This window comes from Alkalihalobacillus sp. CinArs1, from assembly GCF_947387515.1.
Classification (GTDB): Bacteria; Bacillota; Bacilli; order Bacillales; family Guptibacillaceae; genus Guptibacillus.
Map to the genome: position 1 here is coordinate 18,830 of NZ_CANDOB010000006.1, position 24,469 is coordinate 43,298.

32 protein-coding genes and 1 other annotated feature are annotated in these 24,469 nt (G+C 43.8%); all 32 genes read left to right on the forward strand.

Going from position 1 to position 24,469, the window contains the following annotated elements:
• Positions 1–33 precede the first annotated feature (33 nt).
• The 32 genes from rplK to rpmD all read left to right on the forward strand — a co-directional run bounded on the left by rplK (position 34) and on the right by rpmD (position 24,451).
• The gene (gene rplK, locus PFZ69_RS19475; RefSeq protein ID WP_048313309.1) at positions 34–459 is read left to right on the forward strand and encodes a 50S ribosomal protein L11; all 426 of its coding nucleotides are present in this window, start codon (positions 34–36) and stop codon (positions 457–459) included.
• A gap of 142 nt (positions 460–601) precedes the next feature.
• A complete protein-coding gene (rplA, locus tag PFZ69_RS19480) occupies positions 602–1,294 on the forward strand; it encodes a 50S ribosomal protein L1 (protein ID WP_270182778.1) in 693 nt (230 codons plus the stop codon).
• 58 nt (positions 1,295–1,352) lie between these two features.
• Positions 1,353–1,486: a sequence feature (ribosomal protein L10 leader region), on the forward strand.
• Between the two features lie 44 nt (positions 1,487–1,530).
• Complete coding sequence (gene rplJ / locus PFZ69_RS19485; protein ID WP_270182779.1) at positions 1,531–2,031, forward strand: 50S ribosomal protein L10; 501 nt, start codon at positions 1,531–1,533, stop codon at positions 2,029–2,031.
• Between the two features lie 55 nt (positions 2,032–2,086).
• Entirely contained in the window at positions 2,087–2,449 is a 363-nt protein-coding gene (rplL, locus tag PFZ69_RS19490; RefSeq protein ID WP_270182780.1) for a 50S ribosomal protein L7/L12, read from the forward strand.
• Positions 2,450–2,573: 124 nt separating this feature from the next.
• Positions 2,574–3,173 carry a class I SAM-dependent methyltransferase gene (locus PFZ69_RS19495; RefSeq protein ID WP_270182820.1) on the forward strand — a complete coding sequence of 200 codons (600 nt, stop codon included), beginning with the start codon at positions 2,574–2,576 and terminating at the stop codon, positions 3,171–3,173.
• A 262-nt stretch (positions 3,174–3,435) separates the two neighbouring features.
• Positions 3,436–6,978: a DNA-directed RNA polymerase subunit beta gene (gene rpoB / locus PFZ69_RS19500; protein WP_270182781.1), complete on the forward strand. Its 3,543-nt coding sequence runs from the start codon at positions 3,436–3,438 to the stop codon at positions 6,976–6,978.
• 35 nt (positions 6,979–7,013) lie between these two features.
• Positions 7,014–10,634: a DNA-directed RNA polymerase subunit beta' gene (rpoC, locus tag PFZ69_RS19505; RefSeq protein WP_270182782.1), complete on the forward strand. Its 3,621-nt coding sequence runs from the start codon at positions 7,014–7,016 to the stop codon at positions 10,632–10,634.
• Positions 10,635–10,720: 86 nt separating this feature from the next.
• Positions 10,721–10,969 (forward strand): 50S ribosomal protein L7ae-like protein, encoded by a 249-nt coding sequence (locus PFZ69_RS19510; protein WP_270182783.1) that lies wholly within the window; start codon positions 10,721–10,723, stop codon positions 10,967–10,969.
• 112 nt (positions 10,970–11,081) lie between these two features.
• Positions 11,082–11,504: a 30S ribosomal protein S12 gene (gene rpsL / locus PFZ69_RS19515; RefSeq protein WP_270182784.1), complete on the forward strand. Its 423-nt coding sequence runs from the start codon at positions 11,082–11,084 to the stop codon at positions 11,502–11,504.
• Positions 11,505–11,540: 36 nt separating this feature from the next.
• Positions 11,541–12,011: a 30S ribosomal protein S7 gene (rpsG, locus tag PFZ69_RS19520; protein ID WP_270182785.1), complete on the forward strand. Its 471-nt coding sequence runs from the start codon at positions 11,541–11,543 to the stop codon at positions 12,009–12,011.
• Between the two features lie 50 nt (positions 12,012–12,061).
• Positions 12,062–14,140: an elongation factor G gene (gene fusA, locus PFZ69_RS19525; RefSeq protein ID WP_270182786.1), complete on the forward strand. Its 2,079-nt coding sequence runs from the start codon at positions 12,062–12,064 to the stop codon at positions 14,138–14,140.
• Between the two features lie 104 nt (positions 14,141–14,244).
• Positions 14,245–15,435, forward strand: coding sequence for an elongation factor Tu (tuf, locus tag PFZ69_RS19530; protein ID WP_270182787.1), 1,191 nt, complete (start codon positions 14,245–14,247; stop codon positions 15,433–15,435).
• A gap of 312 nt (positions 15,436–15,747) precedes the next feature.
• The gene (gene rpsJ / locus PFZ69_RS19535) at positions 15,748–16,056 is read left to right on the forward strand and encodes a 30S ribosomal protein S10 (protein ID WP_224885234.1); all 309 of its coding nucleotides are present in this window, start codon (positions 15,748–15,750) and stop codon (positions 16,054–16,056) included.
• Between the two features lie 48 nt (positions 16,057–16,104).
• Positions 16,105–16,740, forward strand: a complete 636-nt coding sequence (rplC, locus tag PFZ69_RS19540; protein ID WP_270182788.1) for a 50S ribosomal protein L3 — start codon at positions 16,105–16,107, stop codon at positions 16,738–16,740.
• A gap of 17 nt (positions 16,741–16,757) precedes the next feature.
• A complete protein-coding gene (gene rplD, locus PFZ69_RS19545; RefSeq protein ID WP_270182789.1) occupies positions 16,758–17,381 on the forward strand; it encodes a 50S ribosomal protein L4 in 624 nt (207 codons plus the stop codon).
• On the forward strand, positions 17,381–17,665 hold the full coding sequence (rplW, locus tag PFZ69_RS19550; protein ID WP_224885228.1) for a 50S ribosomal protein L23: 285 nt from the start codon (positions 17,381–17,383) through the stop codon (positions 17,663–17,665). Before rplD ends, rplW begins: the two co-directional genes overlap by 1 nt.
• Positions 17,666–17,692: 27 nt before the next feature.
• Positions 17,693–18,529: a 50S ribosomal protein L2 gene (rplB, locus tag PFZ69_RS19555; RefSeq protein ID WP_270182790.1), complete on the forward strand. Its 837-nt coding sequence runs from the start codon at positions 17,693–17,695 to the stop codon at positions 18,527–18,529.
• Positions 18,530–18,587: 58 nt separating this feature from the next.
• A complete protein-coding gene (rpsS, locus tag PFZ69_RS19560) occupies positions 18,588–18,866 on the forward strand; it encodes a 30S ribosomal protein S19 (RefSeq protein ID WP_224885224.1) in 279 nt (92 codons plus the stop codon).
• A 20-nt stretch (positions 18,867–18,886) separates the two neighbouring features.
• Entirely contained in the window at positions 18,887–19,228 is a 342-nt protein-coding gene (gene rplV, locus PFZ69_RS19565; RefSeq protein WP_270182791.1) for a 50S ribosomal protein L22, read from the forward strand.
• Between the two features lie 3 nt (positions 19,229–19,231).
• The gene (gene rpsC / locus PFZ69_RS19570; protein ID WP_270182792.1) at positions 19,232–19,891 is read left to right on the forward strand and encodes a 30S ribosomal protein S3; all 660 of its coding nucleotides are present in this window, start codon (positions 19,232–19,234) and stop codon (positions 19,889–19,891) included.
• A gap of 3 nt (positions 19,892–19,894) precedes the next feature.
• Complete coding sequence (gene rplP, locus PFZ69_RS19575; protein WP_270182793.1) at positions 19,895–20,329, forward strand: 50S ribosomal protein L16; 435 nt, start codon at positions 19,895–19,897, stop codon at positions 20,327–20,329.
• Positions 20,319–20,522, forward strand: coding sequence for a 50S ribosomal protein L29 (rpmC, locus tag PFZ69_RS19580; protein ID WP_048313330.1), 204 nt, complete (start codon positions 20,319–20,321; stop codon positions 20,520–20,522). Before rplP ends, rpmC begins: the two co-directional genes overlap by 11 nt.
• A 20-nt stretch (positions 20,523–20,542) precedes the next feature.
• Positions 20,543–20,806, forward strand: a complete 264-nt coding sequence (gene rpsQ, locus PFZ69_RS19585) for a 30S ribosomal protein S17 (protein WP_224885215.1) — start codon at positions 20,543–20,545, stop codon at positions 20,804–20,806.
• 45 nt (positions 20,807–20,851) lie between these two features.
• Positions 20,852–21,220 carry a 50S ribosomal protein L14 gene (rplN, locus tag PFZ69_RS19590; RefSeq protein ID WP_270182794.1) on the forward strand — a complete coding sequence of 123 codons (369 nt, stop codon included), beginning with the start codon at positions 20,852–20,854 and terminating at the stop codon, positions 21,218–21,220.
• A 43-nt stretch (positions 21,221–21,263) separates the two neighbouring features.
• Positions 21,264–21,575 (forward strand): 50S ribosomal protein L24, encoded by a 312-nt coding sequence (gene rplX, locus PFZ69_RS19595; protein ID WP_224885211.1) that lies wholly within the window; start codon positions 21,264–21,266, stop codon positions 21,573–21,575.
• Positions 21,576–21,600: 25 nt separating this feature from the next.
• Positions 21,601–22,140: a 50S ribosomal protein L5 gene (gene rplE / locus PFZ69_RS19600; protein ID WP_270182795.1), complete on the forward strand. Its 540-nt coding sequence runs from the start codon at positions 21,601–21,603 to the stop codon at positions 22,138–22,140.
• A 16-nt stretch (positions 22,141–22,156) separates the two neighbouring features.
• Positions 22,157–22,342, forward strand: coding sequence for a type Z 30S ribosomal protein S14 (locus PFZ69_RS19605; protein WP_224885207.1), 186 nt, complete (start codon positions 22,157–22,159; stop codon positions 22,340–22,342).
• A 29-nt stretch (positions 22,343–22,371) separates the two neighbouring features.
• Complete coding sequence (gene rpsH, locus PFZ69_RS19610; protein ID WP_224885205.1) at positions 22,372–22,770, forward strand: 30S ribosomal protein S8; 399 nt, start codon at positions 22,372–22,374, stop codon at positions 22,768–22,770.
• A gap of 28 nt (positions 22,771–22,798) precedes the next feature.
• Positions 22,799–23,335: a 50S ribosomal protein L6 gene (rplF, locus tag PFZ69_RS19615; RefSeq protein WP_270182796.1), complete on the forward strand. Its 537-nt coding sequence runs from the start codon at positions 22,799–22,801 to the stop codon at positions 23,333–23,335.
• 31 nt (positions 23,336–23,366) lie between these two features.
• Complete coding sequence (gene rplR / locus PFZ69_RS19620; protein ID WP_270182797.1) at positions 23,367–23,729, forward strand: 50S ribosomal protein L18; 363 nt, start codon at positions 23,367–23,369, stop codon at positions 23,727–23,729.
• Positions 23,730–23,747: 18 nt separating this feature from the next.
• Positions 23,748–24,248, forward strand: coding sequence for a 30S ribosomal protein S5 (gene rpsE / locus PFZ69_RS19625; RefSeq protein ID WP_048313339.1), 501 nt, complete (start codon positions 23,748–23,750; stop codon positions 24,246–24,248).
• Between the two features lie 14 nt (positions 24,249–24,262).
• Entirely contained in the window at positions 24,263–24,451 is a 189-nt protein-coding gene (gene rpmD / locus PFZ69_RS19630; protein ID WP_270182798.1) for a 50S ribosomal protein L30, read from the forward strand.
• Positions 24,452–24,469: the final 18 nt, after the last annotated feature.

Here is a 24,469-nt window from a genome sequence, read left to right on the forward strand (position 1 = left end):
ATACCACATCACGGACTTAAGGAGGTGTGTCGCGTGGCTAAAAAGGTAATTAAAGTTGTTAAGTTGCAAATCCCGGCTGGGAAGGCGAATCCCGCACCGCCAGTTGGACCTGCACTAGGTCAGGCTGGAGTTAACATCATGGGATTCTGTAAAGAGTTCAATGCTCGTACTTCTGACCAGGCTGGCATGATTATTCCAGTTGAAATCACGGTTTTTGAAGACCGTTCATTTACATTTATCACAAAAACTCCACCAGCTGCAGTTCTTCTTAAGAAAGCAGCAGGTATCGAGTCAGGTTCTGGTGAACCTAACCGCAACAAAGTTGCGACTGTAAAGCGTGATAAAGTGCGTGAGATCGCTGAAACAAAGATGCCAGATCTTAACGCAGCTAATGTTGATTCCGCAATGCGTATGGTTGAAGGAACTGCACGCAGCATGGGAATTACGATCGAAGACTAATGTGTCACAAGCTGTTGCGATTAAAAGGGATTCCTGCCTGTAACTTTACAGGTTCGCAACTTTTATTATGATATCGGGTAATCCTGGTGTCATAAATAGTGGGAGGTTAATCCGCTAAACCACATTCAAGGAGGAACACAAAATGGCAAAAAGAGGTAAAAGATACCAAGAGGCTGCGAAGCTAGTTGATCGTACAACTTTCTACGAGCCTCAAGAAGCAGTAGAACTCGTTCAAAAGACTTCTATTGGAAACTTTGATGGAACAGTTGAAGCAGCAGTACGTCTAGGAGTAGACCCTAAGAAAAACGACCAACAGGTTCGTGGCGCGGTAGTACTTCCTAACGGAACTGGTAAAACTCAACGCGTTCTTGTATTCGCGAAAGGCGAAAAAGCTAAAGAAGCTGAAGCAGCAGGCGCTGACTATGTTGGAGATGCTGAGTTCATCAACAAAATCAACCAAGGTTGGTTCGAGTTTGATGTAATCGTTGCGACTCCAGACATGATGGGCGAAGTTGGTAAGCTTGGTCGTGTACTAGGACCAAAAGGCTTAATGCCAAACCCGAAAACTGGAACAGTAACATTCGACGTTGAGAAAGCTGTTAACGAAATCAAAGCTGGTAAAGTAGAGTACCGCGTAGATCGTGCTGGAAATGTTCACGCACCAATCGGTAAAGTATCTTTCGAAGCTGATAAGCTAGTTGAAAACTTGAACACTCTAGTTGAAACGCTTATCAAGGTTAAACCTGCAGCTGCAAAAGGAACTTACATCAAGAACGTTTCTGTAACATCTACAATGGGACCTGGTGTAAAAGTTAACGCTTCTAGCTACCGCTAATAAAATTAGCTATTGACTTTAGCGTTTAAATTTTATATACTTTAAAATGTTGTTTGATAAGTTAATACTTTCTGTACCGTAGACAGCAGGGGTGCTAGGCACTTAATATCCTGCCGAGGTGTGAAGTGTTTCGATACAAGTGATCGTTAATGCCTTCATGTCTTCGGATGTGAAGGCTTTTTATATGACCTCATACTCCGGAACGGTATAGACACATTTCTATAGGAGGTGGAACAATGAGCAGTGCAGTTGAACAAAAAAAGAAGCTAGTTACGGAAATTGCAGACAAACTTCGCGATAGCCAATCAACAATTTTTGTTGACTACCGTGGACTTGATGTAAGTGAAGTAACTGAACTTCGTAAACAATTGCGTGATGCAGATGTTGAATTCCGTGTTTACAAAAACACAATGACTCGTCGCGCTGCAGAAGAGCTTGAACTTACTGATTTAAATGAACACCTTGTCGGACCTACGGCAGTCGCGTTCAGTAATCAAGATGTTGTTGCTCCTGCTAAAATCTTGAACAACTTTGCTAAAGATCATCAAGCTCTTGAAATCAAGACTGGTGTAATCGAAGGTAGCGTTGTTTCATACGAAAAGATCAAGGAACTTGCGGATCTACCGAACCGCGACGGACTACTTTCTATGTTGCTATCTGTGCTACAAGCACCTATGCGCAACATGGCATTGGCTACAAAAGCTGTTGCCGATCAAAAAGAAGATCAAGGCGCGTAAGTTTACGGCCTATCAATTCGGTTAATAAAAAACAACTATTAAGGAGGATTTACTCATGAGTAACGAGCAAATCATTGAAGCAATCAAAGAAATGACAGTTCTTGAGCTTAACGACCTAGTTAAAGCTATCGAAGAAGAATTTGGTGTAACTGCAGCGGCTCCAGTAGCAGCAGCAGGTGGCGCAGCTGAAGGTGCTGCAGAAGAGAAGACTGAATTTGACGTAGTACTTGAATCTGCTGGAAGCAGCAAGATCAAAGTCATCAAAGTCGTTCGCGAAATCACTGGTCTTGGCTTGAAAGAAGCTAAAGAACTAGTTGACGGTGCTCCAAGCCCGATTAAAGAAGGCGTATCAAAAGAAGAAGCTGACGAAATGAAATCTAAGCTTGAAGAAGTTGGCGCTGCAATCGAAGTTAAGTAATTGGTTTGAAACAAAAAGCTCGCTTTTAAAAGCGAGCTTTTTGTAGTTTAAAAGTAATTGTAGGTTATGAATGGTTTAAAGCTGGATATGCTTGTAGATGATGGCAATGAAAAGAGGGATTGCGATGGGAGAGCATTACTATACGAGGAAGCCTGAAGTGAAAAGTCAACCCAACCAAATCACGGAAGTTTTGCGAGGGTCTAAGTTTCAATTCACGACGGATTCCGGAGTTTTCTCGAAGAAGGAAGTTGATTTTGGCAGTAAACTTCTTATTGAATCATTTGTAGATCCGGAAGTAGAAGGAGACGTTGCTGATGTTGGTTGTGGGTATGGACCGATTGGAATCTCACTCGCATCTCAGTTTCCTGAACGCCGATTTTACATGTTGGACATTAATGAGCGTGCAGTCGATTTAGCGATGTCGAATGCAGCTCGTAACAACGTGTCAAACCTTTCCGTGATGACAAGTGATCAGCTAAGTTCTGTAAAAGACCGAACATTTGCGTGCGTTATTACAAACCCGCCTATTCGAGCAGGCAAGCAAGTCGTGCATGGTATTTTTGAAGAAGCCCATGATGTATTGAAGGAAAACGGAGCCCTTTGGGTCGTGATCCAGAAAAAACAGGGTGCGCCGTCCGCTATTGCAAAGCTTGAAGAAATGTTCCAAACGGTCGAAACGGTTGTCAAAAAGAAAGGATACTATATTCTTAAAGCAGTCAAGTAAAATATTAAATTATCCTTTGACTTCGTAGACAGGCTGTGCTAATATATTATAATGCCAATGATGGATTTTCCAGGCCTTTTTTGTGTCGAAAAGACGCGAAGTATATTATACTTGAGACTGGGAAAACTAATATAATCGCTTATAGATAAGGGGAAAAACTAATTTGTGCCCTTTTTCTTTTTTGTCCAACGATAGTTTTCTTTTTATAGAGGAAATCGAGGGGCAAAAAAAATAAATACGCTGGATTTGAGGGGTGAATCATTTGACAGGCCAACTAGTTCAGTATGGACGCCACCGCCAAAGAAGAAGCTACGCGCGAATCAAAGAAGTATTAGATTTACCAAATCTAATTGAGATTCAAACGGCTTCTTATCAATGGTTTCTTGATGAGGGTTTACGAGAAATGTTCCAGGATATTTCTCCGATTGAAGATTTCACTGGTAATCTTGTGCTAGAGTTTGTTGACTATAGCCTGGGTGAACCAAAGTATCCCGTGGAAGAAACCAAAGAGCGAGATGTGACATACTCTGCACCTTTACGAGTAAAAGTGCGCCTAATCAATAAAGAGACGGGTGAAGTTAAGGAACAAGAAGTATTCATGGGTGACTTCCCGTTGATGACTGAAACAGGTACTTTTATTATTAATGGGGCAGAACGAGTCATCGTATCTCAGCTTGTGCGTTCTCCAAGTGTCTACTATAGCAAGAAGATTGATAAGAACGGCAAAAAGGGATATACAGCTACTGTCATTCCAAACCGAGGAGCATGGCTGGAATTTGAAACTGATGCCAAGGATATTGTCTACGTACGGATCGACCGTACTAGAAAGCTACCGATTACGGTATTGCTCAGAGCGTTAGGGTTTGGGTCTGATCAAGAAATCATAGATCTCCTAGGTGAAGATGAATATCTTCGCAATACCCTGGAAAAGGACAACACGGACGGAACAGAAAAAGCGCTTCTAGAAATCTATGAACGCTTACGTCCTGGTGAGCCACCGACTGTCGATAACGCAAAAAGCTTACTTGATTCCCGCTTTTTTGATCCGAAGCGTTATGACTTAGCAAATGTAGGACGCTACAAGATTAATAAAAAGCTTCATATCAAGAACCGTCTATTCAATCAACGTTTAGCAGAAACGCTCGTTGACCCTGAGACAGGCGAAGTGATTGCGGAAGAAGGCGCGATTCTTGATCGCCGCCTGCTAGATAAGATTCTACCTGCTATTGAAACAAACGTTGGATTTAAAAACGTTGAACCTCATGGCGGGGTAATTGAAGATGATTCTATAGGATTACAATCTATTAAGATATATGCACCTGACGATCCTGAAGGTGAACGTGTGATTAATGTTATGGGTAATGGTGGAATTGACTCCGGAGTGAAAAACATCACGCCTGGAGATATCATTTCTTCTATCAATTACTTCTTTAACCTTCTTCACCAGGTTGGTAACACAGATGATATCGATCATCTTGGTAACCGCCGCCTTCGTTCAGTAGGTGAATTGCTACAAAACCAATTCCGTATTGGTTTGTCCAGAATGGAACGTGTAGTAAGAGAGCGTATGTCAATCCAGGACACAAATGTGATCACGCCACAGGCGCTAATCAACATTCGTCCGGTAATTGCATCGATCAAAGAATTCTTTGGTAGCTCACAGCTATCTCAGTTCATGGACCAGACAAACCCGCTAGCTGAGCTTACTCACAAGCGTCGTTTATCTGCTCTTGGACCGGGTGGACTAACTCGTGAGCGTGCAGGATTCGAAGTTCGTGACGTTCACTATTCTCACTACGGAAGAATGTGTCCGATCGAAACACCAGAGGGTCCAAACATCGGACTGATTAACTCCCTATCTTCATACGCGCGAGTTAACAAGTTTGGGTTTATCGAGACGCCTTACCGCAGAGTAGATCCTGAAACAGGAAAGGTAACAGAGTTTATTGATTACCTTACTGCTGATGAACAGGATAATTACGTTGTGGCACAGGCAAACGCTAAGCTAAACGATGATGGATCATTTAAAGAAGAAGATATTGTTGCGCGTTTCCGTGATGAAAACATCATCATCAACCGTGACAAGATCGATTACATGGACGTATCCCCGAAGCAGGTTGTTTCGGCTGCAACGGCTTGTATCCCGTTCCTTGAGAACGATGACTCCAACCGTGCACTAATGGGTGCGAACATGCAGCGTCAGGCTGTACCTTTGATGGTTCCTGAATCACCAATCGTAGGAACAGGGATGGAGCACGTTAACGGAAAAGATTCCGGTGCTGCTGTCATCTGTAAACACGACGGTATCGTCGAGTATGCGTCTGCTGCAGAAATTCACGTTCGTCGTATCTCCGTTGTAGATGGTCAGGAAGTGAAAGGCGACCTCGATCGCTATCGATTACTGAAGTTTATCCGTTCCAACCAAGGAACTTGCTATAACCAGAAGCCGATCGTAGACGAAGGTGACCGCGTCGTTAAAGGAGAAATTCTTGGTGACGGTCCTTCAATGGAAAAAGGCGAAATGGCACTCGGTCGTAACGTCCTTGTCGGATTTATGACATGGGAAGGTTACAACTACGAGGATGCTATTATTATGAGCGAACGTCTCGTAAAAGATGACGTTTATACGTCAATTCATATTGAAGAGTATGAGTCAGAAGCTCGTGACACGAAGCTTGGACCTGAAGAAATCACTCGTGATATTCCTAACGTTGGGGAAGACGCTCTCCGTAACCTTGATGAGCGAGGAATTATTCGCATGGGTGCTGAAGTAAAAGACGGCGATATCCTCGTTGGTAAAGTAACGCCTAAGGGTGTTACGGAACTTACGGCTGAAGAACGTCTTCTTCACGCAATCTTCGGAGAAAAAGCTCGTGAAGTACGTGATACTTCATTACGTGTCCCTCATGGCGGCGACGGAATCGTGCTCGACGTGAAGATCTTTAACCGAGAAGATGGCGATGAGCTTCCTCCGGGAGTAAATCAGCTAGTTCGCGTATATATCGTACAGAAGCGTAAGATTCATGAAGGAGATAAAATGGCGGGACGCCACGGTAACAAGGGTGTTATCTCAAGGATACTTCCTGAAGAAGACATGCCGTACTTACCTGATGGTACGCCGATCGATATCATGTTGAACCCGCTTGGTGTTCCGTCTCGTATGAACATCGGACAGGTGTTAGAGATGCACATCGGAATGGCAGCGCGTGCGCTTGGCATCCATGTTGCAACTCCAGTATTTGATGGAGCCCGCGAGGAAGATGTGTGGGAAACGCTTGAAGAAGCAGGTATGCCACGTGATGGTAAAACTGTTCTTTACGATGGTCGTACAGGTGAACCATTCGACAACCGCATCTCTGTCGGTGTCATGTATATGATCAAACTTGCTCACATGGTTGATGACAAACTTCACGCACGTTCTACAGGACCATACTCACTCGTTACACAGCAGCCGCTTGGTGGTAAAGCACAATTCGGTGGACAGCGTTTCGGTGAGATGGAGGTATGGGCACTTGAAGCATACGGTGCTGCATATACACTACAAGAGATTCTAACTGTTAAGTCAGATGATGTTGTTGGACGTGTTAAGACTTACGAAGCAATCGTAAAAGGTGAAAATGTTCCTGAGCCTGGTATTCCTGAATCGTTTAAAGTTCTGATCAAAGAATTGCAATCTCTAGGTATGGACGTGAAAATGCTAGCTAGTGATGAGCAAGAGATCGAAATGAAAGAGTTAGACGATGAAGAAGACCAATCCAGTGAGAAATTAAACTTGAATGTTGGGTCAAATCAGGCGAGTGAGTAAGGGTTAAACCTGAATTCTAAAGGGAGGTAGGCCCCTTGATAGATGTCAATAAATTTGAGTATATGAAAATCGGTCTGGCGTCACCGGATAAAATTCGCTCCTGGTCAAGAGGAGAAGTGAAGAAGCCAGAAACCATTAACTACCGTACCTTAAAGCCAGAGAAAGATGGACTTTTCTGTGAGCGTATCTTCGGCCCTACTAAGGACTGGGAATGTCACTGTGGTAAATACAAGCGTATCCGTTATAAAGGAGTCGTTTGTGACCGCTGTGGAGTTGAAGTAACACGTGCAAAAGTACGTCGTGAGAGAATGGGGCACATTGAGCTTGCTGCCCCTGTCTCCCACATCTGGTACTTTAAAGGGATTCCAAGTCGTATGGGACTTGTTCTTGACATGTCTCCACGCGCACTTGAAGAGGTTATTTACTTTGCTTCTTACGTTGTAACAGAAGCAGGTGACACGCCTCTAGAGAAAAAACAACTTCTTTCAGAGAAAGAATACCGTGCATATCGCGAGAAGTACGGGAAAACTTTCTCAGCTGAAATGGGTGCCGAGGCAATCCGTAGATTACTGTTTGACATCGACCTTGATAAAGAAGTAGATGTTTTGAAAGAAGAATTGAAGACGGCTCAAGGACAGCGTAGAACAAGAGCGATCAAACGTTTAGAAGTACTTGAAGCGTTCCGTGGCTCTGGTAACAATCCAGCATGGATGATCCTAGATGTTCTACCGGTAATCCCGCCAGAACTTCGTCCGATGGTTCAGCTTGATGGTGGTCGTTTTGCGACGTCTGACCTTAACGATCTTTACCGTCGTGTGATCAACCGTAACAATCGTTTGAAGCGACTTTTAGATCTTGGGGCACCGAGTATCATCGTTCAGAACGAAAAACGTATGTTGCAAGAAGCAGTAGACGCTCTAATCGACAATGGTCGTCGTGGCCGACCTGTTACAGGTCCTGGTAACCGTCCATTGAAGTCTCTTTCTCACATGTTGAAAGGTAAGCAGGGACGCTTCCGTCAAAACCTTCTTGGTAAGCGTGTTGACTACTCAGGCCGTTCCGTTATCGTCGTAGGTCCACACCTTAAGATGTACCAGTGTGGTCTACCAAAAGAAATGGCACTTGAACTATTCAAGCCATTCGTGATGAAGGAGCTTGTATCTAAAGGTCTTGCTCACAACATTAAGAGTGCTAAGCGTAAAGTTGAAAAGGTTCATCCTGAAGTTTGGGACGTACTCGAGAACGTTATTAAAGAACACCCTGTTCTTCTTAACCGAGCGCCAACTCTTCACCGTCTTGGTATCCAGGCGTTTGAACCGATTCTTGTAGAAGGACGTGCTATTCGTCTTCACCCGCTCGTTTGTACAGCATACAACGCTGACTTTGATGGTGACCAAATGGCAGTTCACGTTCCACTATCTGCAGAAGCTCAAGCTGAAGCACGTATCTTGATGCTTGCAGCACAGAACATTCTAAACCCTAAGGATGGTAAGCCAGTTGTAACACCATCACAGGATATGGTACTAGGTAACTACTACCTTACTATGGAACGTGAAGGAGCAATTGGAGAAGGTTCTGTATTTAAAGATACAAACGAAGCGCTGATCGCATACCAGAATGGATATGTACACCTTCATTCTCGTGTTGCAATCCCAGCTTCTTCTCTTAATAAATCTGCATTTACTGAAGAGCAGAATAAACAGTTGTTAGTTACAACGGTCGGTAAGCTGATCTTCAACGAGATCTTACCGGAGTCGTTCCCGTATATTAACGAGCCAACGACGACTAACCTTGAAGTAGCAACTCCTGAAAGGTACTTCCTTCCACATGGTGTAAATGTGAAAGAAGAGATCGCAAAGCGTGAGATCATCACTCCGTTCAAGAAAGGCATACTCGGTAAGATCATCGCTGAAGTATTCAAGCGTTTCAAAGTAACGGAAACTTCTCGCATGCTAGATCGAATGAAGGACCTTGGATTCAAATATTCAACAAAAGCTGGTATTACAGTTGGTGTATCTGACGTCGTAGTACTTGCTGAAAAGCAAGAAATCATTTCTGAAGCTGAAGAAAAAGTAGAAAAAGTTCTCAAGCAGTTCCGTCGTGGTCTAATCACTGACGATGAGCGTTATGACCGAGTTATCTCGATCTGGAGTGGTGCAAAAGACCGCATCCAAGAGAAACTGATGAAGACTCTTGAAACAGATAACCCAATCTTTATGATGAGTGATTCAGGAGCTCGTGGTAACGCATCTAACTTCACACAGTTAGCTGGTATGCGTGGTTTGATGGCTAACCCATCTGGACAAATCATCGAACTACCGATCAAATCAAGCTTCCGTGAAGGTCTAACGGTACTAGAATACTTTATTTCTACTCACGGTGCGCGTAAAGGTCTTGCCGATACAGCACTTAAGACAGCGGACTCAGGTTATCTGACTCGTCGACTTGTAGATGTTGCGCAGGACGTTATCGTTCGCGAAGACGACTGTGGAACAGATCGTGGACTTGAAGTTAGTGCGATCAAGAACGGTAACGAATTGATCGAAGGGTTATACGATCGCCTTGTTGGACGTGTAGCGTTCAAGAAAGTGAAACACCCAGAAACGAACGAAGTTCTTGTGGAGAAAAACTCTCTTATCACGGAAGACATTGCTGGGGCAATCGTCGAAGCTGGTATCGAGAATGTTCATATCCGTTCTGCCTTCACATGTAGCACACGCCACGGCGTATGTAAAAAGTGTTATGGACGCAACCTTGCGACTGGTACTCGCGTAGAAGTTGGAGAAGCAGTTGGAATCATCGCTGCACAATCTATCGGAGAACCTGGTACACAGTTGACGATGCGTACATTCCACACAGGTGGGGTTGCCGGAGATGACATCACTCAAGGTCTTCCGCGTATCCAGGAGCTATTTGAAGCCCGTAATCCAAAAGGTCAGGCGGTTATTTCTGAACTTGATGGAACAGTCATCGATATGGCTGAAGTCAAAGAGAAGAAGGAAATCGTTGTACAGGGTGAAACCGAAACTCGTAATTACCCAGTACCTTATGGTGCACGCCTTAAAGTAGCAGTAGGAGATGTCGTTCAGGCTGGTCAAGCCTTAACAGAAGGTTCAATCGATCCTAAGCAGCTCCTAACGATCAGCGGTATCGACGGCGTACAAGAATACCTCCTAGCAGAAGTGCAGAAGGTATACCGTATGCAGGGTGTTGAAATCGGTGATAAGCACGTTGAAGTAATGGTTCGTCAGATGATGCGTAAGATCCGCGTTATCGATGCAGGTGATACGGAAGTACTTCCTGGATCACTTGTTGACATCCATCAGTTCAAAGATGTGAATAGAAAAGTTCTTGTTAAGGGCGGATTGCCAGCTACTGGACGTCCGGTACTTCTCGGAATTACGAAAGCATCTCTTGAGACTGAATCCTTCTTATCTGCTGCATCATTCCAGGAAACAACTCGTGTCCTAACTGATGCTGCGATTAAAGGTAAACGTGACGAACTTCTTGGTCTAAAGGAAAATGTTATTATCGGTAAGCTTGTTCCGGCAGGTACTGGTATGCAACGTTACCGCAGGATCAATGTTGCTGGAGAAGCGCAAGAAGCAACAGAACATCTTGAGCAGGACGAAAGTGCTTTAGTGAATCAAGAATAAACAGGGGAAGTGTTGACATCGGGAGTACAGGGTGATATTATATCCAAGGTGCTCCCGATAATCCTGTTGCTTTGGAGGATATATCTGTGTCTTATGAAAAAGTATCACAGGCAGATGAATTAATAATCGGGACAAAACAAACTCTTAAGGCCCTCCAGATTGGGGAAGCGAAGGAAGTATTTGTTGCTGACGACGCTGATCGCAGGGTTACTTCTAAGGTTGTTGCTCTCGCTAAAGAGAAGAGCATTCCTATACACCGGGTTGATTCAATGAAAAAACTTGGCAAGGCATGCGGCATCGAAGTAGGGGCGGCAACAGTAACGATAAAAGCATAACCGTTTTTGTCTGGTTCAGTATGAACTGACCGGCAAAAACTTTCCTTTTATCTATACATGAACCACCTGGATGTGTGGGCTTGCTAATCACTTAAGAAGGGAGGAAAACAAAATGCCAACTATTAACCAACTTGTTCGCAAGGGACGCGTTTCTAAGACTAAGAAATCTGACTCTCCTGCATTGAACAAAGGATATAATAGCTTCAAAAAGACTCATACAGATCTTTCATCTCCACAAAAACGTGGTGTATGTACTCGTGTGGGTACAATGACTCCAAAGAAGCCGAACTCTGCATTGCGTAAATACGCTCGTGTTCGTCTTACTAACGGAATCGAAGTTACTGCTTATATCCCTGGTATCGGTCACAACCTTCAGGAGCACAGTGTAGTGCTTATCCGTGGAGGACGTGTTAAAGACTTACCGGGTGTACGTTATCACATCGTACGTGGTGCACTTGACACTGCAGGTGTTAACGATCGTATGCAAGGTCGTTCTAAATACGGTACTAAGAGACCGAAAGCAGCTAAGAAGTAATAATCTTAAACAACAATTGAGAAAGGGGGTCTTCCCATGCCACGTAAAGGTCCAGTAGAACGTCGTGACGTATTACCAGATCCAATTTACAAATCCAAGCTTGTAACTCGCCTAATCAACCGTCTTATGGTAGACGGCCAAAAAGGTAAGGCACAACAAGTTCTTTACAAAGCATTCGATCTTATCCAGGAGCGTACTAACACAGAAGCTATGGAAGTATTCGATCAAGCTTTGAAAAACGTTATGCCAGTACTTGAAGTACGCGCTCGTCGTGTTGGTGGTGCTAACTACCAGGTACCGGTTGAGGTACGTCCAGATCGTCGTACAACTCTAGGACTTCGTTACCTTGTTAACTATTCTCGTCTTCGCGGTGAGAAAACAATGGTAGAAAGACTAGCATACGAAATCATGGATGCAGCTAATAACACTGGTGCTTCTGTTAAGAAGCGTGAAGAAATGCACAAAATGGCAGAAGCAAACAAAGCGTTTGCTCACTACCGCTGGTAATCGCCAGTTAAATAAAACTACTATCTTTATAAAAGGAAGGAGAAATACTAATGGCAAGAGAATTCTCCTTAAAAGATACACGTAATATCGGTATCATGGCACACATCGATGCTGGTAAAACAACAACAACCGAGCGTATTCTTTTCTATTCAGGGCGTATCCACAAAATCGGTGAGACTCACGAAGGTGGCTCTCAGATGGACTGGATGGAGCAGGAGCAGGAGCGTGGAATCACGATCACTTCTGCTGCTACCACTGCCCAGTGGAAAGACCACCGTGTTAACATCATTGACACGCCTGGTCACGTAGACTTCACGGTAGAAGTTGAACGTTCTTTACGTGTATTAGATGGAGCAGTTGCGGTACTTGATGCGCAATCAGGTGTTGAACCGCAAACAGAAACTGTTTGGCGTCAAGCTACAAACTACGGGGTTCCACGTATCGTATTCATCAATAAGATGGATAAACTAGGTGCGGACTTCCTATATTCCACAGGCACACTTAATGAACGTCTGCAAGCTAACGCTCACCCGGTTCAGCTACCAATCGGTGCTGAGGATGAGTTTGAAGGTATCATCGATCTTATTTCGATGCAGGCTTTCTACTATCTTGATGAACTAGGTTCTCGTACAGAAGCTCGCGAAATTCCTGCTGAATACAAGGAACAAGCTGAGGAGTACCGTACGAAGTTGATCGAAGCTGTAGCAGAGCTTGAAGAAGATCTAATGATGAAATACCTTGAAGGTGAAGAGCTTACAGAGGAAGAAATCAAGGCTGCAATCCGTAAAGGAACTTGTAACGTTGAATTCTACCCTGTACTATGCGGATCTGCATTTAAGAACAAAGGTGTTCAACTAGTTCTTGATGCTGTTCTAGACTATCTTCCTTCTCCATTAGATGTACCTGCAATCAAAGGACATCTAAAAGATTCTGAAGAAGAAGTACTTCGTTCTGCTGACGATAACGGTCCTTTCTCTGCACTTGCATTTAAAGTAATGACTGACCCTTACGTTGGTAAGCTTACATTCTTCCGTGTTTACTCAGGAACGCTATCTTCAGGTTCTTACGTTAAGAACTCTACAAAAGACAAGCGTGAACGTGTAGGACGTATTCTTCAGATGCACGCTAACTCTCGTGAAGAAATCTCTACTGTATACGCAGGAGATATCGCAGCGGCAGTTGGTCTGAAAGACACTTCTACTGGTGATACTCTATGTGACGAAAAGGATACAGTTATCCTTGAGTCTATGGACTTCCCAGATCCAGTTATCTCGGTTGCGATCGAACCAAAAACGAAGAGTGACCAAGATAAGATGGCAGTAGCACTTGCTAAGCTAGCTGAAGAAGATCCAACTTTCAAAACTGAAACAAACGAAGAGACTGGCCAAACGATCATCTCTGGTATGGGTGAGCTTCACCTTGATATCATCGTTGACCGTCTACGTCGTGAGTTCAAAGTTGATGCAACAGTTGGTGCTCCTCAGGTTGCATACCGTGAGTCTATTAAGAAGGGTGCTAAGGTTGAAGGTAAATTCGTACGTCAGTCTGGTGGTCGTGGACAATACGGACACGTATGGGTTGAATTCGAACCTAACGAAGAAGGCGCTGGCTTTGAGTTTGAAAACAAAATTGTTGGTGGTGTAGTTCCACGTGAATACGTACCTGCAGTTGAAGCTGGTCTTCGCGATGCAATGGATAACGGGCTACTAGCTGGTTACCCACTAATCGACGTTAAAGCTCGTCTTGTCGATGGTTCTTACCACGACGTTGACTCAAACGAAATGGCATTTAAAGTAGCTGCTTCAATGGCTCTTAAGAAAGCTAAAGACCATTGTGACCCTGCACTACTTGAGCCAATGATGAAGGTTGAAGTTGTAGTTCCAGAAGAATACATGGGCGATATCATGGGCGACGTAACAAGCCGTCGTGGACGCGTAGAAGGTATGGCTGCTCGCGGAAACGCACAGGTTATCAACGCGTTCGTACCACTATCTGAAATGTTTGGTTATGCAACTACACTTCGTTCTCGTACTCAAGGGCGCGGTACTTACACAATGTCCTTCGATCACTACGAAGAAGTGCCTAAATCAATCTCTGCAGAAATCATCAAAAAAGCTACAGGCGAATAATTGTAGCAAAGCAAGTTTTGTTGTAATCTAAGATAGGCGAGAATTATATTCATACGCCTATCTTGGCATAGATAATTCTTTGGTAATTAAAGGAGGAAACACTAATGTCAAAAGAAAAATTCGACCGTTCGAAACCCCACGTTAACATTGGTACAATTGGACACGTTGACCATGGTAAAACTACTCTAACAGCTGCGATCACTTCTGTGCTTCACAAGCGTTCTGGTAGCGGTACTGCTATGGCTTACGACCAAATCGATGGTGCTCCAGAAGAGCGTGAGCGTGGAATCACAATCTCAACTGCACACGTTGAGTATGAAACAGAAAACCGTCACTATGCACACGTTGACTGCCCAGGTCACGCTGACTATGTTAAAAACATGATCACTGGTGCTGCACAGATGGACGGAGGAATTCTTGTAGTATCTGCAGCTGACGGCCCAATGCCTCAGACTCGTGAGCACATCCTTCTTTCTCGTCAGGTTGGTGTACCTATGCTTGTTGTATTCCTTAACAAGTGTGACATGGTTGACGACGAAGAGCTACTTGAACTAGTTGAAATGGAAGTTCGTGACCTTCTTTCTGAGTACGACTTCGATGGCGACGAAGTTCCAGTAATCAAAGGTTCTGCACTTAAAGCTCTAGAAGGCGACGATGAGTACGAAGCGAAAATCTTCGAACTTATGGACGCTGTTGATGAGTACATCCCAACTCCAGAGCGTGACACTGACAAGCCATTCATGATGCCAGTTGAGGACGTATTCTCAATCACTGGTCGTGGTACAGTTGCTACTGGACGTGTTGAGCGTGGACAAGTTAAAGTCGGTGACGAAATTGAAATTCTTGGTCTTCAAGAAGAGAGCAAGAAAACAACAGTTACTGGTGTAGAAATGTTCCGTAAGCTTCTTGACTATGCAGAAGCTGGCGACAACATCGGCGCACTACTTCGTGGTGTAGCTCGTGAAGACATTCAGCGTGGACAAGTACTAGTTAAGCCTGGTACTGTTAAGGCTCACACTAAGTTCAAAGCTGAAGTTTACGTTCTTTCAAAAGAAGAAGGTGGACGTCATACTCCATTCTTCGCTAACTACCGTCCTCAGTTCTACTTCCGTACAACTGACGTAACTGGTACAATTCAACTTCCAGAAGGCGTTGAAATGGTTATGCCTGGAGACAACATCGAAATGACAGTTGAACTTATCGCTCCGATCGCAATCGAAGACGGAACTAAGTTCTCTATCCGTGAAGGTGGACGTACTGTAGGCGCAGGCGTTGTTGCAACAATCATCGAGTAGTATCGATATTTTAAAAGCACCCGGATATTAACCGGGTGCTTTTTTATATGAAATATTGCGAAAATAGTAATGCATCTTGCAATTTTTAAAGTAGCCCGTTATAATATTAAAAGTGTGCGATCGACATATTCATTATCTAGACAAAAGCCTTGCGTAAATGCAGAGGTTTTAGTATAATAAGAATGTTGGTCATAAACAGCGATGAAGTGGAAGGTTGCTGACACACCCGGCCCCTTTGCCATGGCGAGTGTGTTGGGGTTATTTTCACGGAGAACTGTCTATTAAAATATGGGCGAAAAAGGAGGGGAAATAATGGCAAAGCAAAAGATTCGTATTCGTTTAAAGGCATATGATCACCGTATTCTTGATCAATCTGCTGAGAAAATTGTAGAAACAGCAAAACGTTCAGGTGCAAAAGTATCCGGACCAATCCCGTTGCCGACGGAAAGAGCTGTTTATACAGTTCTACGTGCGGTTCATAAGTACAAAGATGCTCGTGAGCAATTCGAAATGCGTACGCACAAGCGTCTAATCGACATCATTGAGCCAACACCACAAACGGTTGATTCTCTAATGCGTTTAGATCTACCGTCAGGCGTTGACATTGAAATTAAACTTTAATAGAACGCTATATAAAACTATTTAAAACACATTTAGGAGGTGTGACTAATGACCAAAGGAATCTTAGGAAGAAAAGTAGGCATGACTCAAATCTTTGCTGACAACGGTGATATCATCCCAGTAACTGTGGTTGAAGCAGAACCTAACGTTGTTCTTCAAAAGAAAGCTGTTGATACTGATGGCTACGAAGCAATCCAGCTTGGATTCGCTGACAAGAAAAAGTCTCGTTACAACAAGCCTGAGGAAGGCCATGCTACAAAAGCAAGCACTACACCTAAGCGCTTCGTGAAGGAAATTCGTAACGCTGAAGGTAGTTACGAAATTGGTCAGGAAGTCAAAGTTGATATCTTTAACGAAGGTGACGTAGTTGATGTAACTGGTACGTCTAAAGGGAAAGGTTTCCAAGGTGCTATCAAGCGTCATAACCAATCTCGCGGACCAATGACTCACGGTTCTCGTTACCACCGTCGTCCTGGTGCTATGGGTCCTATCGATCCGATGCGCGTAATGAAAGGTAAACTTCTACCTGGACGTATGGGCGGAGAGCGTGTAACAGTTCAAAACCTTGAAATTGTTAAAGTTGATACAGAACGTAATCTACTTCTAGTAAAAGGGAACGTGCCTGGAGCTAAGAAGAGCTATGTGACTATCCAAAGTGCAACTAAAGCACAAGAAGCTAAGTAAGAAAGGAGGATATCCAAGTGCCTAAAGTAACTATGTTCAACCAATCCGGAGCACAGGTAGGCGATGTAGAACTCGCTGAAGCGATCTTCGGAATCGAACCAAACGAAAGTGTTATGTATGATGCGGTAATCATGCAGCAAGCATCTTTGCGTCAAGGTAACCATGACGTAAAAAACCGTTCAGAAGTACGTGGTGGTGGAGCTAAGCCATGGCGTCAAAAAGGAACAGGTCGTGCTCGTCAGGGCTCAATCCGTTCACCACAATGGGTTGGCGGTGGAGTAGTATTCGGTCCAACACCAAGAAGCTATTCTTACAAGCTACCTAAAAAAGTTCGTCGTTTGGCGATCAAATCTGCATTGTCTTCTAAAGTACAAGAAGAAAACTTTGTAGCTGTAGAAAGCCTTACTTTTGATGCTCCAAAAACAAAAGAAATGGTAACAGTTCTTTCAAATCTTTCTGCAGATAGCAAAACGCTAATCGTTACGGGTGACTATAACGAAGCAGTCGCATTATCTGCGCGCAATATTCCTGGTGTTACTGTTGTAACTTCAGCTGGTATCAACATCCTTGATGTCCTTAAAGCTGATAAACTAGTTATGACAAAAGACGCTTTGGAAAAAGTAGAGGAGGTGCTAGCGTAATGAACGCTCGTGACATCATCAAGCGCCCCGTTATTACTGAAGCTACTACAGACGTAATGGCAGACAAAAAATATACGTTCGAAGTTGATACTCGTGCTAACAAAACTCAAATCAAGAGTGCTCTAGAAGAGATCTTCGGAGTTAAAGTTGCTGGAGTGAACACTCAGAACTATATGGGTAAAAAGAAACGTGTTGGCCGCCACAGCGGATTTACACCACGTCGTAAAAAAGCTATCGTGACGCTTACACCGGATAGCAAAGAATTGGACTTCTTTGAAGGCTAAGAACAATTGTGAAGGAGGGAAATGAGAATGGCGATTAAAAAGTATAAACCGACCACTAACGGTCGTCGTGGAATGTCAGTATCTGACTTTGCTGAAATCACGACAGACAAGCCGGAAAAATCGTTGCTTACGCCGCTTCACAAGAAAGGCGGACGTAACAGCCAAGGTCGCTTAACTGTTCGTCACCAAGGTGGCGGTCACAAACGTAAATACCGTGTTATTGACTTTAAACGAGACAAAGATGGAATACCAGGACGCGTTGCTACAATCGAATACGATCCCAACCGTTCTGCTAACATCGCTCTAATCAACTATGCTGATGGAGAAAAGCGTTACATTCTTGCTCCAAAAGGATTAAAAGTAGGAACTGAAATTATGTCTGGCCCAGAAGCTGACATTAAAGTAGGAAACGCTCTTCCACTAATCAACATTCCAGTTGGTACAACAATTCATAACATCGAACTTAAACCAGGTCGCGGTGGACAGCTAGTACGTTCTGCTGGTGCAGAAGCTCAGCTACTAGGTAAAGAAGGAAAGTACGTACTTGTACGTCTTCGTTCTGGAGAGACTCGTATGATTCTTTCTACTTGCCGTGCTACTATTGGTCAAGTTGGTAACCTTGAACATGAACTTATCAACGTTGGTAAAGCTGGACGCTCTCGTTGGATGGGTATCCGTCCTACAGTTCGTGGTTCTGTAATGAACCCAGTCGATCACCCACACGGTGGTGGTGAAGGTCGTGCGCCGATCGGACGTAAATCACCAATGTCACCATGGGGCAAACCAACTCTTGGTTTCAAAACGCGTAAGAAGAACAAAGACTCCGACAAGTACATCGTACGTCGTCGTAAGAAGAAAAAATAATGCGATTAACCTACGGTTCGCAGGGGCCGTAGCTTAATCACAAAAGGGAGGTTCACAAATGGGTCGTAGTTTGAAAAAAGGACCTTTTGTCGACGATCATTTAATGAAAAAGGTCGAAGACTTGAATGAAAAGAACGACAAAAAAGTTATTAAAACTTGGTCTCGTCGTTCAACAGTATTCCCAGAGTTTATTGGACACACTTTCGCAGTATACGATGGACGCAAGCACGTACCGGTTTATGTTACAGAAGACATGGTCGGACACAAGCTTGGTGAATTTGCTCCGTCTCGCACATATCGCGGGCATGCTGCAGATGATAAAAAAACTAGACGTTAATTTGAGGGGAGGTACAACGAATGCAAGCTAAAGCTGTTGCAAAACACGTGCGTATTGCTCCTCGTAAAGCACGCTTAGTCGTAGATCTCATTCGGGGAAAGCAAGTTGGTGAAGCTATTGCCATTCTTCGCAACACAAACAAAGCTGCTTCTCCATTAGTTGAGAAAGTGCTTAATTCTGCTATTGCTAACGCAGAACACAATCTTGAACTAGAGCCGAACGATCTTACGGTTTCTCAAGTGTTTGTAGACGAAGGAGTAACAATGAAACGTTTCCGCCCACGTGCTATGGGTCGTGCTAGCCGTATTAACAAGCGCACTAGCCATATCACAGTAGTGGTATCAGAAAAGAAGGAGGGATAACGAGTGGGTCAAAAAGTTAATCCAGTAGGACTTCGAATTGGCGTTATCCGTGATTGGGAGTCTAAATGGTACGCAGACAAAGATTACGCTGACCTTTTACACGAAGATATCAAGATTCGTGAATATATTGAAAAACGCTTGAAAGACGCATCTGTTTCAGCCGTTGAAATCGAGCGTGCAGCAAACCGAGTAAACGTAACAGTTAAAACTGCTAAGCCTGGTATGGTAATCGGTAAAGGTGGTTCTGAAGTTGAGTCTCTTCGTAAGTCTCTTACAGAACTAACAGGCAAGCGAGTTCACGTTAACATTTTCGAAATCAAGCAAGCTGACATCGATGCAACTCTAGTTGCTGAAAACATCGCTCGTCAACTTGAAAACCGCATCTCATTCCGTCGTGCTATGAAGCAAACGATTCAACGTGCGATGAGAGCTGGTGCAAAAGGTATTAAAACTGAAGTATCTGGACGCCTAAACGGTGCAGATATTGCTCGTTCTGAATCATACAGTGAAGGTACTGTGCCTCTTCACACACTTCGTGCTGACATCGACTATGGTACTGCAGAAGCAGATACTACTTACGGTAAGCTTGGTGTGAAGATTTGGATCTACCGTGGTGAAGTCCTTCCAACGAAAGGAACGCAAAAAGAGGAAGGGGGAAAATAAATCATGTTGTTACCTAAACGTGTTAAATACCGCAGAGAACATCGCGGAAAAATGCGCGGACGTGCTAAAGGTGGCACTGAAGTAGCTTTCGGCGAATACGGTCTACAAGCACTAGATGCTAGCTGGATCACAAACCGTCAAATCGAATCTGCTCGTATCGCTATGACTCGTTACATGAAACGTGGCGGTAAAGTATGGATCAAAATTTTCCCATCTAAGCCTTATACTGCTAAACCTCTAGAAGTTCGAATGGGTTCCGGTAAAGGTGCTCCTGAAGGATGGGTAGCTGTAGTAAAGCCAGGGAAAATCATGTTTGAAATCGCAGGTGTTTCTGAAGAAGTAGCGCGTGAAGCTCTTCGTCTTGCTTCTCACAAACTGCCTGTTAAAACTAAGTTCGTAAAACGCGAAGAAGTGGGTGGTGACACAAATGAAAGCTGAGGAAATTCGTAACTTGACCACTGCTGAAATCGAACAGAAAGCGAAGTCTTTCAAAGAAGAGCTTTTCAATCTTCGCTTTCAACTCGCTACAGGTCAACTGGAAAACCCAGCCCGCATTCGTGAAGTCCGTAAATCAATCGCTCGCGCTAACACAGTGTTGCGTGAGAGAGAGTTAGGAATCACAAACGGTTAATATGAGGGGAGGTTTGCGAAATGAGCGAACGCAATAATCGCAAAGTATATGTAGGTCGTGTTGTCTCAGACAAAATGGATAAAACAATCACAGTTATGGTTGAGACTTATAAAATGCACCCACTATACGGTAAACGCGTGAAATACTCTAAGAAGTTTAAAGCGCATGATGAAAACAACTCTGCAAAGATCAACGACGTAGTACGTATTATGGAAACTCGTCCGCTATCTAAAGATAAGCGTTTCCGTCTTGTTGAAGTTGTTGAAGAAGCTGTAATTATCTAAATGAACTCGGATCATTTACTCATGTCCGAAGGGAGGTCTATCTAAATGATTCAACAGGAATCTCGTTTGAAATCTGCAGACAACTCTGGTGCTCGTGAATTGCAATGCATTAAGGTTCTCGGTGGTACTGGTCGTAAAACAGCTAACATCGGTGACGTAATTGTTTGTTCGGTGAAACAGGCAACACCTGGTGGCGTTGTTAAGAAGGGTGAAGTTGTCAGAGCTGTTATCGTACGCAGTAAGAGCGGAGTTCGTCGTCCAGATGGTTCTTACATCAAGTTCGACGAAAACGCAGCGGTAGTAATCCGTGATGACAAAGGACCACGCGGAACTCGTATTTTCGGACCGGTTGCTCGTGAACTTCGTGACAACCAGTACATGAAAATCGTATCTCTTGCTCCAGAAGTTCTTTAATCGTTTGAAAATAGATGCCTTGTAAGGAGGTGCGCAGGACGTTATGCACGTTAAAAAAGGTGATAAAGTAAAAGTTATCTCTGGTAAGGACAAAGGAAAGCAAGGTGTGATCCTTGAAGCTTACCCGAAAAAAGATAGAGTAATCGTGGAAGGTGTTAACCTTGTTAAGAAACATTCCAAGCCTTCTCAAGCTAACCCACAGGGTGGAATTGTTGAACAAGAAGCAGCTGTCCATGTTTCTAACGTAATGGCACTAGATCCGAAATCTGGTGAACCTACTCGCGTTGGTTATAAAGAGGAAAACGGCAAAAAAGTTCGTATCGCAAAAAAATCCGGTGAAGTACTCGATAAGTAGTTTTTAGCGAAAGGAGGTCTATCCGATGAACCGTCTTCAAGAAAAGTATCAAAACGAAACAAAACCTTCTCTTATGGAGAAATTTAATTACTCTTCCGTTATGGAAGTGCCAAAAGTTGAGAAAATTGTAATCAACATGGGTGTTGGTGACGCTGTGCAGAACCCGAAAGCTCTAGATACGGCTGTAGAAGAGCTTCAGTTACTCTCAGGTCAAAAGCCTGTCATCACGAAAGCTAAAAAATCCATCGCTGGTTTTAAACTTCGTGAAGGTATGCCAATCGGTGCGAAGGTTACACTTCGTGGCACTCGTATGTATGATTTCTTAGATAAGCTAGTATCTGTATCACTACCTCGTGTACGTGACTTCAGAGGTGTTTCTAAGAAAGCATTCGATGGCCGTGGTAACTACACACTAGGCATCAAAGAACAGTTGATTTTCCCTGAAATTGATTACGATAATGTAAACAAAGTGCGCGGAATGGACATCGTTATCGTAACAACAGCTAAAACGGACGAAGAGAGCCGTGAAATGTTGACACAACTAGGTATGCCATTTCAAAAGTAAGTAAGGAGGGAAAATTGTGGCGAAAAAATCAATGATCGCGAAACAAAAGCGCCAAGCTAAGTTTAACGTTCAGGAATACACACGTTGTGAGCGTTGTGGACGTCCTCATTCAGTTATTCGCAAATTTAAGCTTTGCCGTATTTGTTTCCGTGAACTTGCATACAAAGGTCAAATCCCAGGCGTTAAAAAGGCTAGCTGGTAAACCCGAGATAGGGAAGGAGGTAATTACTAATGGTCATGACTGATCCAATTGCAGATATGCTTACACGTATTCGTAACGCAAACACAGTGCGTCACGAAAAACTAGAATTACCTGCATCTAATTCAAAGAGAAACATTGCTGAAATCCTCAAGCGTGAAGGTTTTGTACGCGATGTTGAAATCGTTGAAGACAACAAGCAGGGCATCATCCGTATCTTTCTTAAGTACGGTTCTAACAACGAGCGCGTTATCACTGGCTTAAAGCGAATCAGTAAACCTGGTCTTCGCGTTTACGCTAAAGCTGACGAAGTACCACGCGTACTTGGCGGCCTAGGAATCGCTCTTGTTTCTACTTCTAAAGGAATTATGACGGACAAAGAAGCTCGTCAACAGCAAGTAGGCGGCGAAGTACTCGCTTACGTTTGGTAATTCTTAAAAGCGGAATGGAGGTGTAATTATGTCACGTGTCGGACTTAAACCGATTGAAATCCCAAGTGGTGTAACAATTGATATTAAAGACGACGTTGTAACAGTAAAGGGACCGAAAGGTGAACTTTCTCGTACGTTCAACTCCGATATTAAAGTAACTATCGAAGATAACGTGCTAACTGTTGCTCGTCCTTCAGAAAATAAAGAGCACCGTGCTCTACACGGAACAACTCGCAGCCTGATCGCAAACATGGTTGAAGGTGTGACTAAAGGTTTTGAAAAAGGCCTTGAAATCATCGGGGTTGGTTGGCGTGCTAACAAATCCGGTCAGAAACTAGTGCTTAACGTTGGTTACTCTCACCCAGTTGAGATCGTACCAGAAGAAGGCATCGAAGTTGAAGTTCCTTCAAACACGAAGGTTGTAGTAAAAGGTATCGATAAAGAGCGTGTTGGAGCTGTTGCAGCTAACATCCGTTCAGTACGTCTTCCAGAGCCTTATAAAGGCAAAGGTATCCGTTATGAAGGCGAATATGTTCGTCGTAAAGAAGGTAAAACTGGTAAATAGGTAAAAACCTAGCGGAAAGGAGTGACATTTCATGATCACTAAAGCCGATAAAAACAAAGCGCGTCAAAAAAGACACGCTCGCGTTCGTCGTAACGTATCCGGCACAGCTGAACGTCCTCGTCTAAACGTTTTCCGTTCAAACAAGAACATTTATGCTCAGCTTATTGATGATGTTAAAGGCGTAACTTTGGTATCAGCATCTAGCATGGAGCAAGGAATGGACGTTAACAACGGCGGTAACACTGAGGCTGCTACTAAAGTCGGAGAAGCAATTGCAAAGCGTGCTGTTGAAGCAGGTCATACTGAAGTGGTTTTTGACCGCGGTGGGTATCTATACCACGGACGTGTTAAAGCTCTTGCAGACGCAGCTCGTGAAGCTGGACTGAAATTTTAATAAAAAGGAGGTTAACCCATGCGTAGCATTGATGCTAACAAACTAGAACTTGAAGAACGCGTAGTTACCGTTAACCGTGTAGCGAAAGTTGTAAAAGGTGGACGTCGTTTCCGCTTTGCAGCAATCGTAGTAGTCGGAGATAAAAACGGTCACGTTGGCTTCGGAACTGGTAAAGCGCAGGAAGTTCCTGAAGCAATTCGCAAAGCTATCGAAGATGCGAAGAAGAACTTGATCACTGTTCCTGTTGTTGGAACTACAATCCCTCACCAAATTACAGGTCATTTCGGAGCAGGTAATGTACTATTGAAGCCAGCTTCTGAAGGTACTGGAGTTATCGCTGGTGGACCTGTACGTGCGGTATTAGAACTTGCTGGTGTAGGCGACATTCTATCGAAGTCTCTTGGATCTAACAATCCGATTAACATGGTGCGTGCAACACTTAACGGCCTTGAAAACCTCAAGCGTGCAGAAGACGTTGCAAAGCTTCGTGGAAAATCTGTAGAAGAGCTATTAGGTTAAGGGAGGGATAACAGATGGCTAAGAAATTAGAAATCACCCTCTCACGTAGTGTGATTGGTCGCCCTCAAGACCAACGCGTGACGGTAAAAACTCTTGGACTGAACAAGATGCATCAAACGGTTGTTCATAACGACAACCCTGCTATTCGCGGTATGGTTAACAAGGTATCTCACCTTGTAACTGTTAACGAAATCGATGCATAAAAAATCTATACATTGAGG

Coding starts and splice junctions, on each gene's coding strand:
- rplA (WP_270182778.1), top strand. CDS start 602: ATGGCAAAAAGAGGTAAAAGATACCAAGAGGCTGCGAAGCTAGTTGAT.
- rplJ (WP_270182779.1), top strand. CDS start 1,531: ATGAGCAGTGCAGTTGAACAAAAAAAGAAGCTAGTTACGGAAATTGCA.
- rplL (WP_270182780.1), top strand. CDS start 2,087: ATGAGTAACGAGCAAATCATTGAAGCAATCAAAGAAATGACAGTTCTT.
- PFZ69_RS19495 (WP_270182820.1), top strand. CDS start 2,574: ATGGGAGAGCATTACTATACGAGGAAGCCTGAAGTGAAAAGTCAACCC.
- rpsL (WP_270182784.1), top strand. CDS start 11,082: ATGCCAACTATTAACCAACTTGTTCGCAAGGGACGCGTTTCTAAGACT.
- rpsG (WP_270182785.1), top strand. CDS start 11,541: ATGCCACGTAAAGGTCCAGTAGAACGTCGTGACGTATTACCAGATCCA.
- fusA (WP_270182786.1), top strand. CDS start 12,062: ATGGCAAGAGAATTCTCCTTAAAAGATACACGTAATATCGGTATCATG.
- tuf (WP_270182787.1), top strand. CDS start 14,245: ATGTCAAAAGAAAAATTCGACCGTTCGAAACCCCACGTTAACATTGGT.
- rpsJ (WP_224885234.1), top strand. CDS start 15,748: ATGGCAAAGCAAAAGATTCGTATTCGTTTAAAGGCATATGATCACCGT.
- rplC (WP_270182788.1), top strand. CDS start 16,105: ATGACCAAAGGAATCTTAGGAAGAAAAGTAGGCATGACTCAAATCTTT.
- rplW (WP_224885228.1), top strand. CDS start 17,381: ATGAACGCTCGTGACATCATCAAGCGCCCCGTTATTACTGAAGCTACT.
- rplB (WP_270182790.1), top strand. CDS start 17,693: ATGGCGATTAAAAAGTATAAACCGACCACTAACGGTCGTCGTGGAATG.
- rpsS (WP_224885224.1), top strand. CDS start 18,588: ATGGGTCGTAGTTTGAAAAAAGGACCTTTTGTCGACGATCATTTAATG.
- rplV (WP_270182791.1), top strand. CDS start 18,887: ATGCAAGCTAAAGCTGTTGCAAAACACGTGCGTATTGCTCCTCGTAAA.
- rplP (WP_270182793.1), top strand. CDS start 19,895: ATGTTGTTACCTAAACGTGTTAAATACCGCAGAGAACATCGCGGAAAA.
- rpmC (WP_048313330.1), top strand. CDS start 20,319: ATGAAAGCTGAGGAAATTCGTAACTTGACCACTGCTGAAATCGAACAG.
- rpsQ (WP_224885215.1), top strand. CDS start 20,543: ATGAGCGAACGCAATAATCGCAAAGTATATGTAGGTCGTGTTGTCTCA.
- rplN (WP_270182794.1), top strand. CDS start 20,852: ATGATTCAACAGGAATCTCGTTTGAAATCTGCAGACAACTCTGGTGCT.
- rplX (WP_224885211.1), top strand. CDS start 21,264: ATGCACGTTAAAAAAGGTGATAAAGTAAAAGTTATCTCTGGTAAGGAC.
- rplE (WP_270182795.1), top strand. CDS start 21,601: ATGAACCGTCTTCAAGAAAAGTATCAAAACGAAACAAAACCTTCTCTT.
- rpsH (WP_224885205.1), top strand. CDS start 22,372: ATGGTCATGACTGATCCAATTGCAGATATGCTTACACGTATTCGTAAC.
- rplF (WP_270182796.1), top strand. CDS start 22,799: ATGTCACGTGTCGGACTTAAACCGATTGAAATCCCAAGTGGTGTAACA.
- rplR (WP_270182797.1), top strand. CDS start 23,367: ATGATCACTAAAGCCGATAAAAACAAAGCGCGTCAAAAAAGACACGCT.
- rpsE (WP_048313339.1), top strand. CDS start 23,748: ATGCGTAGCATTGATGCTAACAAACTAGAACTTGAAGAACGCGTAGTT.
- rpmD (WP_270182798.1), top strand. CDS start 24,263: ATGGCTAAGAAATTAGAAATCACCCTCTCACGTAGTGTGATTGGTCGC.